Annotated in this window: 14 protein-coding genes and 1 pseudogene; 10 read left to right on the top strand and 5 right to left on the bottom strand. The window is 35.1% G+C overall.

Features of this window, described 5'->3' with window-relative positions; translation table 11 throughout:
• Window positions 1–22 precede the first annotated feature (22 nt).
• The gene (gene ndk, locus ACE38O_RS05470) at window positions 23–442 is read right to left on the bottom strand and encodes a nucleoside-diphosphate kinase (protein WP_253309229.1); all 420 of its coding nucleotides are present in this window, start codon (window positions 440–442) and stop codon (window positions 23–25) included.
• 113 nt (window positions 443–555) lie between these two features.
• Here ndk and ACE38O_RS05465 point away from each other — a divergent pair, with 113 nt between their 5' ends.
• The 3 genes from ACE38O_RS05465 to ACE38O_RS05455 all read left to right on the top strand — a co-directional run bounded on the left by ACE38O_RS05465 (window position 556) and on the right by ACE38O_RS05455 (window position 3,262).
• Window positions 556–1,407, top strand: coding sequence for a hypothetical protein (locus ACE38O_RS05465; protein WP_374698522.1), 852 nt, complete (start codon window positions 556–558; stop codon window positions 1,405–1,407).
• A 7-nt stretch (window positions 1,408–1,414) separates the two neighbouring features.
• Window positions 1,415–2,362 (top strand): ferrochelatase, encoded by a 948-nt coding sequence (gene hemH, locus ACE38O_RS05460; protein ID WP_374698521.1) that lies wholly within the window; start codon window positions 1,415–1,417, stop codon window positions 2,360–2,362.
• A 78-nt stretch (window positions 2,363–2,440) separates the two neighbouring features.
• Window positions 2,441–3,262, top strand: a complete 822-nt coding sequence (locus ACE38O_RS05455) for a hypothetical protein (protein WP_374698520.1) — start codon at window positions 2,441–2,443, stop codon at window positions 3,260–3,262.
• Between the two features lie 3 nt (window positions 3,263–3,265).
• Here ACE38O_RS05455 and gshA read toward each other — a convergent pair whose 3' ends face one another.
• Window positions 3,266–4,426 carry a glutamate--cysteine ligase gene (gshA, locus tag ACE38O_RS05450; protein ID WP_374698519.1) on the bottom strand — a complete coding sequence of 387 codons (1,161 nt, stop codon included), beginning with the start codon at window positions 4,424–4,426 and terminating at the stop codon, window positions 3,266–3,268.
• A gap of 115 nt (window positions 4,427–4,541) precedes the next feature.
• On the opposite strand from gshA, the gene hslV reads away from it, so the two are divergent.
• Window positions 4,542–5,096, top strand: a complete 555-nt coding sequence (gene hslV, locus ACE38O_RS05445) for an ATP-dependent protease subunit HslV (protein WP_096617344.1) — start codon at window positions 4,542–4,544, stop codon at window positions 5,094–5,096.
• Window position 5,097: 1 nt separating this feature from the next.
• Window positions 5,098–6,588, top strand: coding sequence for an ATP-dependent protease ATPase subunit HslU (hslU, locus tag ACE38O_RS05440; RefSeq protein ID WP_374698518.1), 1,491 nt, complete (start codon window positions 5,098–5,100; stop codon window positions 6,586–6,588).
• 68 nt (window positions 6,589–6,656) lie between these two features.
• Here the strand turns inward: hslU and ACE38O_RS05435 are convergent, their stop codons facing one another.
• Both ACE38O_RS05435 and ACE38O_RS05430 read right to left on the bottom strand, forming a co-directional pair.
• On the bottom strand, window positions 6,657–7,598 hold the full coding sequence (locus ACE38O_RS05435) for an FKBP-type peptidyl-prolyl cis-trans isomerase (RefSeq protein ID WP_374698517.1): 942 nt from the start codon (window positions 7,596–7,598) through the stop codon (window positions 6,657–6,659).
• On the bottom strand, window positions 7,591–8,382 hold the full coding sequence (locus ACE38O_RS05430) for a polyprenyl synthetase family protein (RefSeq protein ID WP_374698516.1): 792 nt from the start codon (window positions 8,380–8,382) through the stop codon (window positions 7,591–7,593). The genes ACE38O_RS05435 and ACE38O_RS05430 overlap by 8 nt, the downstream gene beginning before the upstream one ends.
• A gap of 145 nt (window positions 8,383–8,527) precedes the next feature.
• Between ACE38O_RS05430 and acpP the strand changes: the two genes are divergently transcribed.
• The 4 genes from acpP to thyX all read left to right on the top strand — a co-directional run bounded on the left by acpP (window position 8,528) and on the right by thyX (window position 12,319).
• On the top strand, window positions 8,528–8,794 hold the full coding sequence (gene acpP / locus ACE38O_RS05425; RefSeq protein ID WP_374698515.1) for an acyl carrier protein: 267 nt from the start codon (window positions 8,528–8,530) through the stop codon (window positions 8,792–8,794).
• A 6-nt stretch (window positions 8,795–8,800) separates the two neighbouring features.
• Window positions 8,801–10,069: a beta-ketoacyl-ACP synthase II gene (gene fabF / locus ACE38O_RS05420; protein ID WP_374698514.1), complete on the top strand. Its 1,269-nt coding sequence runs from the start codon at window positions 8,801–8,803 to the stop codon at window positions 10,067–10,069.
• A gap of 114 nt (window positions 10,070–10,183) precedes the next feature.
• The gene (gene murA, locus ACE38O_RS05415) at window positions 10,184–11,461 is read left to right on the top strand and encodes a UDP-N-acetylglucosamine 1-carboxyvinyltransferase (RefSeq protein ID WP_374698513.1); all 1,278 of its coding nucleotides are present in this window, start codon (window positions 10,184–10,186) and stop codon (window positions 11,459–11,461) included.
• A gap of 9 nt (window positions 11,462–11,470) precedes the next feature.
• Complete coding sequence (thyX, locus tag ACE38O_RS05410; RefSeq protein WP_374698512.1) at window positions 11,471–12,319, top strand: FAD-dependent thymidylate synthase; 849 nt, start codon at window positions 11,471–11,473, stop codon at window positions 12,317–12,319.
• 32 nt (window positions 12,320–12,351) lie between these two features.
• Here thyX and ACE38O_RS05405 read toward each other — a convergent pair whose 3' ends face one another.
• Window positions 12,352–13,542, bottom strand: a complete 1,191-nt coding sequence (locus ACE38O_RS05405) for a hypothetical protein (protein ID WP_374698511.1) — start codon at window positions 13,540–13,542, stop codon at window positions 12,352–12,354.
• A 188-nt stretch (window positions 13,543–13,730) separates the two neighbouring features.
• Here ACE38O_RS05405 and ACE38O_RS05400 point away from each other — a divergent pair.
• Window positions 13,731–14,819: pseudogene (locus tag ACE38O_RS05400) on the top strand (IS481 family transposase).
• Window positions 14,820–14,822 lie beyond the last annotated feature (3 nt).

Here is a 14,822-nt window from a genome sequence, read left to right as displayed (position 1 = left end):
TATATAGGAAAATCTGAGTTGACTACACCAACTCACGTTCAGCAAAAAAGAAAGCTATCTCCTTACGAGCATTTTCTAGACTATCTGAGCCGTGAACTCTATTTTCACTAATGTCATCAGCAAAATCACCCCTGATTGTACCTTTATCTGCCTGCTTTGGATCGGTAGCTCCCATGATTTGTCTGTATTTACTTACTGCATTTTCACCAACTAAAACTTGAACTATCACAGGACCAGAAGTCATAAACTCTACCAATTCCCCAAAAAAAGACCTATCTTTATGAATTTCATAAAACAGCTCTGCTTGTTTTTTTGTCAGTAACATCATTTTTTGTGCTATAATTTTGAGCCCAGAGCTTTCAATGTATGAATTTATCTTGCCTGTAATATTATTTTTTACTGCATCAGGTTTTAATATCGAAAGTGTTCTCTCAATTGCCATATTCTTTCCTTATATAAAATAGTATATTTATAGATTTATTTTATTGTAAATTTTGATTTGATAAAAGCAGTTTTTTATTTATAGTTAAGGATAAACCATCAAGGAGGTATTGTATGGGTGAATGCTGTAAAAATAACACTACCAAACAAGCTGAGCCTACCACTAAAAAACAAGCTGAATCTACTGCTAAAAAATTGGTCAATAACTTGAAATCGTCAATTTTTTGTGGAACAAAAGGGTTTTTAACTTTTAATTTGGCTTTTTTAAGTTATTTAGAATATGGTATGTGTGGCTATATTCTACAAAAGCAAGAAAAAAGTAACGATCAATACACGGAGCTAAAAAAAGGTGCTGCTTTTGCAATGAAAAGAAACACTATTCCATTTCTTGAAATGACAATAATAGCACCGCTTGTTTGTTTTGCACTGCCAGCTATGCTAGGCAGTATGAGCCTCATGCAATGCGCACTTTTATGTGCTGCCTTAATGATTGCCACATGTTTTATTGTCAGAACTTTTCATCTACGTGAGAAGTTAATGGAAAAAATCACTAACCATAGTAGAAAAGAAATAGACGCGGAATTTAAGAAAGATACTATAAAATTTCCTATCTTTGATCAAAATAGAAAACACACCGAGTATAATTCGCCTAACTCAGGGCGACCACTGGATGAAACAAGTAGCACCTCTCTTTTCGTTGAAGTTTCACTTTTTCCCCTAAAGGTTCTTTTGAAGGTCCTGCAAAGTTGTATAATGCTATCTTTAGCTGCTGTTGAACTTCTTGAAACGGTACCAAGTCTTTTTGTCGATACATTTTTCGATTGGAGCTTCACATCCACCAAGAGTACCCTGCAGAGATCAGGCCATTTATTGTATGCCAGTGTGAGAAATTTAGTGCCTATAACTAAATTTGATGAGTGTGTAGCTAATTTTATAGGCACCCCAGGAGTAACTTGTTGTAAGTAGTGCATAGGTGAAAAAGGCTGTCATTTTATTTAACCTTGGTGGACCTGATTCACTGAATGCGGTCCGTCCTTTTTTATTTAACCTTTTTTATGACAGAAGAATAATCAGTTTACCAAACCCTTTTCGGTTTCTTTTAGCAAAGTTTATATCCGCAAAACGAGAAAATACTGCACAAGAAATATATGAGCAAATTGGAGGTAAATCACCAATTTTGGATAATACGAAAGCACAAGCTAATGCTTTAGAACTAAAATTAAATGAAGATAGAAACCATGTACACAAGGTATTCATTTGCATGCGTTATTGGCATCCATTTGCTGACGAAGTTGTTAAAAGTGTAAAACAGTTTGATCCTGATGAAGTAATTTTGCTGCCACTATACCCTCAATATTCAACTACCACAACTTTGTCATCCATCGAAAATTGGCAAAAAAATGCTAAAAAGCATGGCCTAAAATGCAATACAAAAATAATTCATCATTATTATGACAATGAAAACTTTATTGAGGCTCATGCTAACTTGATAGCCAAGTACTACAAATTAGCCAGCAGGATTGGTAAGCCAAGAGTCCTATTTTCAGCTCATAGCTTGCCCCTTAGCGTTATTAAAAAAGGCGACCCTTACGCTTCACAGGTAGAAAGAAGCGTAGAGTTAATAGTAGAAAAGTTAGCTATCAATAACTTAGATTGGTCAATATGTTATCAGAGTAAGATTGGTTCTGTAAAATGGCTAGAGCCAAGCACTGAAAGTGAGCTATCACGTACAAAAGCTGATGGTGTACCTGTAGTTTTATCACCTATATCTTTTGTTTCTGAGCATTCAGAAACTCTAGTTGAACTTGATATAGAATATAAAGCAATTATCAAGGATAGATATTACTTTCGCGTACCAACTCTCAGTATTGATTCCTTGTTTATAAAATGCTTAGCCGATTTATGCATAAATCACCCTTAAAGTCCTGATTTATAGGGCTTTTCTTCAAGGCTTTTATGTGATAGAATAAAAGGGAGTTATTATTTTGCTAACTATTTCATGCCAAACAAGCTAAAAAAGAAATCTAACATACTCGCACAAAAGGTGCATGATATTTATGATCATGATTTCAGGAAGGTAATCTGCATCACAACAGGTTTAACAGCCCTATTGTGTAAGATTTCACTGCAATTTTGCTGCGAGTTCATTGACAATAATAGATCCAATATCTTTCTTATACGGAATGTTGCTCGACTAGTAAAGTTTCCGACATCTATTCTATATATTGCCCATTCTGCATTTACTCTACAGGATCTAATTAAGGATTACAGAAACCCTGAGAGTAAAAAAGAGCTGGCAAAAGTTGTGGGTAAATCGGCTAATCTTGCAAGCAGCATCATAGAAGCATTGATGATGTTGAAAGTCATCCATTTTTTTACTAGGGGTAATGCAGACGTAATAAGTCACATTCACTTAACATCAACGATCCTATTTCTGTTTATTTCGGAACCTATAAGCTACTATTATTCATGGAGAAAATACCTAGATAATAAGGATCCTGAAAAGTCTGCTAAGTGTAAGAAGGACCTTATTATCAGCACATTAACTTTGTCATTAGGTTTGTTAAACTTCATATTAAAAAGAATGGAGACTGCAACCATACCAATAAACTTAGGTAATGGTATAATCTATAATTTCAACTTAAGCGTAACAGTTAGCATAATATATAGTGCAGTATTTCTGGCAGTTCAGCTTGACAAATTGTTTCAACAACCTGTCAATGATGATCCTTCCACTGAACTTGATAATGCTGGCCATAACCATATTCAGCCCGGTAATGATGGTAATGATCTGCCCTATGGCAACGCTGTGGGAATGTAAGGGTTAGAGGTGAAAAGATTTTATTTCTACTGCCAACGCTAGTACTGCTAATTTGCCAACAATACTCCAAAGTGACAGAATTTTACCTTCCACAACCTGGCTAACATCATGAAACTCACAGTCAGTGGCATTCAAGCTAGAATATACATCTTTCCTGCTATTACATCGGTATAAGTAACATGTTGGAGTATCTCCTATATAGTATATTAGCGGTTCTGCAGAACTGCTTTTAAATATGTCAATGGTTGGTACACCTTCTTGTATAATAACGCTACTCACTTCTATTCCTTCTTTTATCTTTTTCATTTTATGACGCTTTTTTTTATTGAGGTTTAATATTTCCTCTCCACTTGTTGCTGTTATGATGCCCATCCCATATGTGCCATTGCTTGCTTTGATAAAAACGTAAGGTTGTGTTTTTATTTCATATTCCTCATATTTTTTTTGCACTAGAGATAATATTTGGTCAACTTTAGTCGCTACTGCTCCTAGTGATGAATCGTCATTAAAGTCAACTCCATTACAGCTTTCTGTAAGAACAGAAATAAGCCATGGGTCCATTTTAAATTCGCTACAAAATTCGGACGCTAATTCTTGATAGATTTCAAAATACTTAAATTTCTGTCTGCTATGCCAACCGTATAGTGGGCTTGGTACTATATCTTGCTTTACGTCTTTTAGCGTGTCTGGAATGTGGCTCGTCATATCACGATTCAGTATAATAACATCAGGCACAAATCCTGAAGTTGTCTTTAGCAGAGAGTTTTCTTTCACGATAGTTTCATATGGTTCTATTAAATTATATGCTTCGTTGTGAAAGAGGCCAATTCTAGTTTCAAAACCTGCGAGCTGCAGTACTTTCTCTATAACAAATACGTTTTCTATATACATTTTATTTCGTGTGTAATTCTCCGGTATTATAAGAGTCTTTTTATATTGTTTTGTTTCAAAATAACTTTTTATTAGTTTTGCTGCTGTTGCTCTTGATGTCTCACTTAGATTGTTGAACCCTGCAGGAAATAAATTAGCGTCCACTGGGGCAATTTTGTAGCTGGAGTTTCTAAGATCTATAGAGCTATAAAATGGCAATGTAAGGCCGTTAAATTTTGCCTCAAACCAATTATTTATACTTTTTTCCAAATCTGGGTGAATTATGTTTTGCATCTACACTTTAAATGTTATAAGGAAGGTATTATATTATAAGCTATAATTAAACATATTTAGCAAATTTGACTAAAGATTAAAGTATAATGAGATTCTTATTTAAAGTGATAGAAAAATGATTCAACACGATAACAATAAAATGTATGGAACTACTATACTGTCAATTAGAAAAGATAAAAGCGTAGTAGTAATAGGTGATGGACAGGTTTCACTGGGCCACACTGTTATAAAATCCGGAGCAAAAAAAGTTAGGCGTCTTTCTGGTGATTCTGTAATTGCCGGTTTTGCTGGAGCAACAGCCGATGCATTTACTCTCTTTGAAAGACTAGAATCTAAACTTGACAAGCACCCAGGGCAATTAATGAGAGCATGTGTTGAACTTGCAAAAGACTGGAGAATGGATAAATATCTAAGAAAATTAGAGGCTATGATGATTGTTGCAGATAAATCTATTTCATTAGTAATTACGGGAACAGGTGATGTTCTTGAACCTGAAGATGGAATCGCAGCTATTGGCTCTGGGGGAAATTTTGCTCTATCTGCAGCAAGAGCTTTAATTGACATTAAAGGAATATCAATAGAAGAGATTGCAAAAAAGGCTATGAAGATAGCTGGCGATATATGTGTTTATACAAATCATAATGTAGTTATTGAAAAGATAGAGGAGTGATATGTCTTCCAAGCAAAAAACTTTGTGCACTAATTTTTCCAATCAGCCTATAACCCTTTCAGAAGGGCGGTCTTGTAGTAGTGACACCTATGATGAAAAAAATGACCTCTATAAAGATACTAAGAGTGGTTTTGATTCAAATGACAGCGATATTCAAGTTAATGACAGCACTCAAGTTTTGTTAGATGACCTGCCACCACAGAAGATAGTTAAAGAATTAGATAGATTCATAATCGGACAGGATGATGCAAAGCGTGCTGTTGCTATTGCGCTCAGAAATCGTTGGCGTCGCAATCAGGTTCCATTTCCATTGCGTGATGAAATCATACCTAAGAATATATTGATGATCGGTCATACAGGGGTTGGTAAAACTGAAATAGCTCGCCGCTTAGCAAAACTTGCCGGTGCACCGTTCATAAAAATTGAGGCAACGAAGTTTACTGAAATAGGATACGTTGGACGTGACGTTGATTCGATAATACGCGATTTAGTTGATGCAGCAATAGTTTTAGTTAAAGAGAAAGCCCGTAAAGCCTTAGCTAAAAAGGCTTTAATTTTAGCTGAGAAAACAATAGTAAACTCTATGGTAGGCGAAAATGCAACCGAAGAGAGTAAAAAAATTTTTAGAGAAAGGTTGAGGAATAAAGAGTTTGAGGACGGAGAAGTTTCTATTAACGTCAGAGAGAGCAAGAGTATGTTACCTACTTTCGATATACCAGGCATGCCAGGTGGGCAAGTTGGTGTGATGAATGTAACAGAAATAGTGGGCAAGATGTTTAACGGGAGCAAAAAAACAAAAACTATTACGGTGAAGGTAAAAGAAGCGCGTGAAATATTAATTAATGAAGAAAGTGAAAGGCTAATGGATGAAGATAAGATAATCAAAGAAGCCATTGATCTTGTTAGTAATGACGGTATAGTATTTTTGGATGAAATAGACAAAATTGCAGCGCGTACAGAAGTAAAAGGTGAAGTAAACAAAGAAGGAGTGCAACGCGATCTGTTACCACTACTTGAAGGAACAACTGTTACAACTAAGTATGGCCATGTAAAAACAGACTATATATTATTTATTGCATCTGGTGCTTTTCATCAGTCTAAACCATCTGACCTCTTACCGGAATTACAGGGCAGATTACCGATCAGGGTAGAACTTAAGGCACTTACTCAAGAGGATTTAATAAGAATATTAAAGGAACCAGAATCTAGTTTGTTAAAGCAGTACATAGCTTTAATGAAAACAGAAAATGTGACGCTTGAGTTCACTGATGATGGTATAAAAACCATAGCTGAAATAGCGTTTACAGTTAATAGGCAAGTGGAAAATATAGGCGCAAGAAGGCTTCACACTATCATGGAGAAGCTTTTAGATGAAATAAGTTTCATTGCTTCTGAGAAAAATAGCGAAAAATTCATTATAGACAGCAAGTATGTAAAAGATAAACTTGAGTCAATTTCGAAGCAGCTTGATTTATCTAAGTTTATACTTTAGGAAAAACAAAAAGCCTACTTTAAGTAGTATAGAGAGTGTTCAGAAGGTCAGCCAGTAAGCCTAAAATTTCAGCTATATTCTTTAGGCTGTTTTTCAACAGTAGAATGGTGTGCTGCGACCTCTTGCTTAATATCTAAGCTTAAGTCAATTATTGAGATATTTTCTTCATCATAATCTATGTCTTTTATTAACATATCGTCAGTAATAGTCAAAAGGTCAGGCGGAGAAAGAATAGTTCTTTTATTACCAGCTCTCATTCCCACAACTCCAAGCTCTATAGCAAGTGGTATTTTTTTATCGCCAACCCTAAATTGCACTGTTTGATCTTTGACTATATATTCCCCATTATGCTCCTTTACGCTATATTTAACTGATATCTCATCACCGCACCTTATTTGTTTTCCAGTCTTGTTAATTAAGTCATTAAAAACCATCAGATTATTCACTGAGTCGGGATATTTATCCTTTACTTCGATCAGTTTGACGTAATAAGAATTAAAATTCATTTTGTTATCATTGGCAATAGTAACTACACGCTCTCCGCCTTCTTTCATACCTATCACCCCTAAACCCACTTCTTTTAGGTCATCTTGACCTATTTTCAAAGTAACATCAGAAACTTTGCTAGGGAGTGTTGCTGAGTTATTATTAGAAATTTTATATATTTGTAATAGGACTTCCATGCCACAGAAAGCCTTGCTGCCACTGCCTTCAGTAATTTCATAAAAATTTATCGAATCTTCTTCCTTTTGCTGCGTCATTTCTTCTAAATATTCTGTTAGCCCATGCTTTTCAATATAGCGGTCGAGTGCTGATTCAAGTATTGGCTTCACTAGATAATGTGCTATTGTCTGTATCAAACCACCATGCGTGGCACTTATCTCATAAAGCTTGTCCTTTTTTCCCGGTTTACCTTTGTTTATATAGACAATAGTAAACATAAAAGCAGAGGTTAAAGTGAGAATCATTACTATGGAAATAAGCATTTGTAATATAATTTTTCTAACCATCTTTCTTTACTTGATTCAATAAATCATATAAATAATTAGTATCCCCTGAAAGCGCACTCAAATTATCCAAGCCTTGTTTAAAGAGGTCGTCTATATAGTCCTCTACTTCACTTTTACCAAGTACAGACATTAGATTATTTGTTTTATCTTGTTCGTAATCTTCAATATCGTCCTTAGCTTGAAAGATAAGCCCTAGGTTTATCCCGTAGTTATATAACGCTTTACGTTGCTTATCTGTAGCATTCCCTATTATAGCACCTATTTCACACGAAGCTGCAAATAGTTTTGCGGTTTTCATCAAATGAATTTCTTTTGTTTTGTTAAAATCTGCACCAATATCTAAAATCTGTCCTCCTACCATTCCCCTAATTCCTATTGCCTGAGAAAGAACTTTCATGATTTCACAGCATTTCTCGTTTAACGAAGATAATACCTCAAAAGCCAGAGTAAGTAGTGCATCTCCGGCAAGCACTGCTGTTGCTTCATCAAATTTTTTATGGCAGCTTAGCTGGCTTCTGCGAGTATCACTGTTGTCCATGCACGGTAAATCATCGTGAATTAGAGAGTAAGCATGAACAAATTCAATTGCTGCAGCAACTGATATTACTTTTTTAGCTTCCGCGTTAAACACTCGCGATGAAGCTACGACTAAAAAGGAGCGTATATGTTTTGCAGGAGCAAGGAGTATATAACGCATAGCTGATATAAGCTTATTCTCGCTATTTTCTGGTAAAAGTTTATTTAATTCTACAATAAGCAAATTTTTTGTTGTTTCGTCTAGCATTTTTGAATTGTTAATTGTTTAGCACGTAACGCTAGCCAGCTAGGGCAGTAGAAAACTTTGCTGTAGTTTACCAGTTATAAAAGATATTGCAAACATAAAAATTTTTTATAACATCAAAGAATAGGTTATTTTTTTGGTAAGAAATGTGAATAGCGAACTAGCAAAGAGCACTAGAGAAGACATAGAAGAGAAAGTGAAAAAGATTATACTAGAGCACATTAGTAAGGATGTAGAGAAATTCAACAGCTCTTCAAAGCTTTCGGAGCATGGTGCAGACAGTTTAGATGCAGTTGAAATCATCATGGCAGCAGAAGAAGAGTTCGGAATAGAAATTCCAGATGAAGACGCACAAAAAATGGAAACTATGGAGCAAATAGTTGAGTACATTAATAGTAAAAAGGCTAATAGTTAGTGTTAAATGAGCAGAAGAGTAGTAGTCACTGGTGTTGGTTTAATCACTCCACTAGCGGCAGATGTTGACAACACTTGGTCAGGGCTGATAAAAGGCGAGTCTGGCATAAAAGCAATCAATACAGATAGATTTGACTCTTCTGATCTTGCTTGCAAGGTTGCAGCGCAGGTGCCTGTGCAGTCCGATAACATTGAGAATTACTTTAATCCTGTAGGTTATATTTTTGAAAAAGATCTAAAAAGAACGGATCGTTTTATTCATTACGGCATTGCAGCAGCGATTCAAGCTGTGGAAGATTCATCTTTAGAAGATTCAAAAGTAGATAGAGAACGTGTTGGCGTAACTATTGGCTCTGGTATAGGTGGTCTTCCGTCAATTCAGGAAAATGTTATTATCATGCAGGAAAAAGGGCCCAGACGTGTCAGTCCATTTTTTGTCCCTGCAAGTCTAATAAATTTGATATCTGGCCATATTTCTATTAAATATGAATTTACAGGTCCAAACGATTCAGCAGTAACCGCATGTGCAACAGGTGCACATGCAATCATAAATTCAGCAAGAACTATAAAACTTGGTGAAGCGGATATTATGATTGCAGGTGGAGCAGAAAGTGCACTGTGTAGAGTTGGAATTGCAGGTTTTGCGTCTATGAAGGCATTATCAACTAAATTCAATGATAAACCGGAAGAAGCTTCAAGGCCATGGGATGCAGAACGCGATGGTTTTGTTATGGGTGAAGGAGCAGGTATATTGGTGCTGGAGGAATACGAACATGCAAAAAAAAGGGGGGCAAAAATACATGCTGAACTGGTTGGGTACGGACTCACAGGAGATGCGCACCACATTACAGCACCACATCCAGAAGGAAGAGGCGCATTTAAGGCAATGCAGCTTGCCTTAAAAAGTGCGCAAATTAATCCAAATCAAGTAGGATATATCAATGCACATGGAACTTCAACGCCACTTGGAGATAAAATTGAAGTAATAGCAATGAAACAGTTATTTGGTGACTACGTTTATAAAATACCTGTTTCTTCAACTAAATCTTCTATAGGACATTTACTTGGTGCTGCAGGGAGCGTTGAAGCAATATTCAGTATTCTTGCGTTAAATAATGGAATTATTCCGCCAACCTTAAATTTACATAAACCTTCAGAAGGATGTGATTTAAATTTTGTACCGTTTAAAGCTCAGGAGCATAAAATTCAATATGCACTTTCTAATTCGTTTGGTTTTGGTGGCACTAATGCATCGCTCATCTTTGGACAAGTGTAATCAATTTTGCTGCTGAATAGCTAAAATGTACGAACATTATGATCTGTGATAGCTATATTATCTGTAATTTGCCTTTTACTGTCGATTTACTATACTTATTTGGTAAGATCTAAAATGCACAAAATATTAGTAAGTAGTAACCATAAACCTCTGGTCGGAAAAATAAAGATTAATGGTTCAAAAAATGCTGTTTTACCAATAATGGCAGCAAGTCTATTGAGTAGCTTTCCAGTAATTTTGCATAATGTACCTGATTTAATTGATGTGCATCTAATGTCTAAGCTGCTTGAGAGTCTTGGAGCGGAAGTGAACTTTACACACAATAAAGATTATAAAGCAAATCATACTTTGGAAATTGATTGCAGTAATATCAACAATCACGTAATGTCACACGAAACTGCAAGTAAGCTGCGAGCATCTCTTTTAATGCTAGGTCCAATTCTCAGTAGATTTGGTAAAATCACAACAGTCTTTCCTGGTGGGTGCAATATTGGAAAGCGTCCCGTTGATATGCATATCAAAGCATTAGAAGAAATGGGAGCTAAAATTGAAGTTGAAGGCTGTAATATAATTGCAACAGTGAAAGGAAAGCTACAAGGAAAAGAAGTTATACTTGAGAAAATAAGCGTTGGTGCAACAGAAAATGTAATAATGGCAGCAACACTTGCAGAAGGAGTGACAATAATAAACAATGCTGCAACGGAGCCGGAAGTTCTTGATTTAATAGAGTTCCTAAAGAAAATGGGTGCTAATATTGAGATTAGTGATACAAGGATCACAATAACAGGAGTTGAAGAATTAAATGGATGTGTTCATAAAATAATACCAGATCGCATAGAAGCAGGCACCTATGCACTAGCTGCTATAATAACCGATGGTAAGTTGGAGTTAGAAGGAGTAAGTCTATCTGATATAAGATGTATTGTGAATGAATTGAAGGCTATAGGGGCTAATGTTGAAATATATAATGAGGGGGTTATGATTTCCAGAAAAAATTGCTCTATTAGGTCTGCTAACATTGCAACAGATCCATACCCCAACTTTCCCAGTGATATGCAACCACAACTGATGTCTGCAATGTGCATCGCTGATGGGATATCAGTAATTGAAGAGAACATTTTTGAAAACAGATTTGCACATGCAGATGAATTGAGAAAGTTAGGCGCTAATATCAGCATCGAGAAAAGTAAAGCTACTATAAGTGGAATAAAAAGCTTATCTGGAGCTAATCTGTGTGCCACTGACTTAAGGTCAACAGCAGCTTTGGTACTTGCTTCTTTGGTAGCTGGTGGAGAAACTACAATAAATAATTCGCATCATTTATGGAGAGGATATGAAGCAATGCACGAAAAACTCAATTCATGTGGAGCTGATATTTCCATTTCATCTTGAGGATATTTTATGAATGAAGCAACTAAACGAACTACAGTAAAAGAAATAGATGAAATCTTATATAAAGAACATAAGGTATTAGACCATGGATTTATTCGAGTAGTGGATTATATGGGCTCTGATAGCGCTATAGTTCAAGCTGCTCGTGTTTCTTATGGCAAGGGAACAAAACAGATAAGTCAGGATGAAGCACTTATAAAGTATTTAATGAGACATCATCATACAACTCCATTTGAAATGTGTGAAATTAAGTTTCACGTGAAACTTCCAATTTTTGTTGCAAGGCAATGGATAAGGCATAGAACTGCAAATGTGAATGAATATTCGGCAAGATATTCAATACTTAACAATGAATTTTATATACCAAAACCAGAACAGATTGCAAAACAATCTGATAATAATAAACAAGGTAGCGGTGAAGCTTTTGACCTCTATACCTCAAAGGAAATAATAGATTCTCTAACAAATGACTCTAATTTAGTATATTCTCATTATGAGAAATTTATTGAGCAGGGGCTTGCAAGAGAAATTGCCCGAACTAATCTAACGCTTAATTACTACACGCAATTTTATTGGAAAATAGATCTGCATAACCTCCTTCATTTTTTGAAGCTTAGAGCTGATAAGCATGCCCAATATGAAATCAGAGTTTATGCAGAAGTTATGCTGGATATAATAAAAAAATGGGTCCCATTGGCCTACAATGCCTTTGTTGAATATTGCCTAGAATCAGCTTGTATTTCAAGAACTGGTCTAGAAATAATTCGCAAATTAATTAAAGGGGAAAACGTTACCAGAGAAGAAAGTAATATTGGTAAAAGAGAATGGGACGAGCTGATGTCTATACTTGATAAATAATCTTAAAGATAAAGGCATATGCGTAAATTTCTTCATGAATTTGCAGGAGTAAGCAACAACTCACCAATATTTTCATCAACCGATATATCGACTATTTTTGAGTTTGTCCTTTCTGTTGTTTCATAAAATTTTTCAGCTCTCTTTAACATTAATGTTGCATTTTTAAGCGTAACATAAATCTCACAATGGTCTGGAGAATTTTCAATATACATATTATATGAATAAGAGTTTACAGCCAGCTCTACTGCCCTACAAACTTCCTCTGACGTAAAATTAGCAACTCCTGTATCAGGACAAAAGCCAACCGCTCCTCTATTAGGGTCAAAAAATATGTATTTACCATTCTCCGCTTTATACACCAGCATGGAATGTGCAATATTCTCGTCATCATCATCATTGCTTTCATTATTATTGCAAGCATAACAGGAGAAATTAAATTCTAAGTAGCATCCTATTTCTACATCATTTAAAGCGCATTTGACTCGTTCCTGGTCAATATTGACTCGTGTTTTTGTTGCAGATAAATCGTCACATGGTTGTTCATATATTACTTCATCATAAAATGCATCTCCTTCACGTCTTTCAATGCTCTGAATATGAAGAATAGGTAAGCATTGTGGCAAGATCTGTATTGCTAATAACCCAATCGTTTGTTCTTTTCTTCCATTAACATAAGCTATAAAATCTTGTTCAGATACAACATCACCAGATTTGAGAAATCCAGCGAAGTCTTCCCTATTCTTTAATCCTAAAAGAGTAATAAAATAATTTAATGGATGACATGGGCCTTCTTCGGGATCAAAATCCAAAATTTCTTCAAATCTATCTTTTAATTGTACAATTTTTGATATGCTATCTGACATAAAGCCATTCAAATTAAATTTGATAGCTTGCTCACCTTCAAACAATTTCTCGTATTGTTCTTCAGCTGATAGGTTCAGTGCTTTATATACATATCTACCATTTTCTCTACGTATACCTTCTATGTCTTCAGTGATGCCTTGCTCTATATTTTTACTGATAGCAAGTTCGTTTTTGCGGTTCCTTATGTTAGTGGATTGATTTAGAAACTCTGTAATCTGCTGCTTTGAAAAAATTTTCTCAATTTCCTCATTTACAGTTTTCAAAGATACTCTAACTTTAACATTTTTTTTATCAGTATAGACTTTCGATACAATAGATTCAGCAGTATGATTAACATATTTGTTAACGTATTTTGGCATATTGATTATTTAAAATATTAACCATATAGGCTAATATTACAATAACTTACACCACTAGTCAATTAATATTTTAACAAAAATCTTACTAAACTTAATTTATTGTGCTAACATTAATTGTATTAAATAGGACTTGATCTGACACTTAAAATAAGTAAGTTATAAAATAATAAAAGAAAGGAGTGTTAGAAATGAGTACAATACAAACAAAAATACTAAAACCAAAGCTAGGGTTATTAGAGCTAGCAAAACAACTAGGAAATGTATCTCAAGCATGCAAAGTGATGGGATACTCAAGAGATACATTTTATCGGTTTAAGGAGTTATATGAAAATGGAGGAGAGGAAGCATTACATGAAATAAGTAAGAAAAAACCGCTATTAGCGAACAGAGTTTCCGACGATATAGAAAGAGCAGTGATTGGTATAGCAACAGAATTTCCAGCATATGGGCAAGAAAGAGCTGCAAATGAACTGAGAAAAAGAGGTATAATAATTTCTCAGGGAGGAGTAAGGTCTGTATGGCTAAGAAATGACCTTGAAACTCTCAAAAAGAGACTTAAAGCGCTAGAGACAAAAGTAGCTTAAGAAGGAATCATTTTAACTGAAGAACAACTTACAGCTTTAGAAAAAGTTAAAGAACAAAGGGAAGCTCATGGTGAAATTGAGACACAACATCCAGGTTATTTGGGTTCTCAAGATACCTATTATGTGGGCAATATCAAAGGTATAGGGCTAATTTATCAGCAGACTTTTGTTGATACTTATTCGAGAGTTGCAATGGTTAAACTTTACACGGACAGAACAGCTATTACAGCTGCAGACCTCCTCAACGATAGAGTTATTCCATTTTTTGATGAGCAGAAAATTCCATTATTACGCATTCTAACTGATAGGGGTACAGAGTATTGTGGCAAGCCAGAAAATCACGCTTATCAGTTATATTTGGGAATCGAAAATATCGATCATTCTAGAACCAAAGCCAACTCTCCACAAACCAATGGCATATGTGAAAGATTTCATAGAACCATGCAAGATGAGTGTTACAATATTATCTTTAGAAAGAAAATCTACAATTCTTTGGAAGATCTACAGATTGATGTTGATTATTGGTTGCGTTCTTATAATGAGACAAGGCCTCACTCGGGTAAGTATTGCTATGGCAAAACACCTATGCAAACGTTTTTTGATAGTAAATATATTGCTTTTCAGAAAAACATTAGTAGCATTAAACAAGAGCCTGATATTAGTTTTGACTACCTCAATTCTTCTGTCAGTTAATTC

The organism is Wolbachia endosymbiont (group B) of Limnophora tigrina (genome assembly GCF_964263235.1).
GTDB lineage: Bacteria > Pseudomonadota > Alphaproteobacteria > Rickettsiales > Anaplasmataceae > Wolbachia.
The sequence above is the reverse complement of the archived record's forward strand: the minus strand, read 5'-3'. Positions and strand labels throughout refer to the sequence as shown.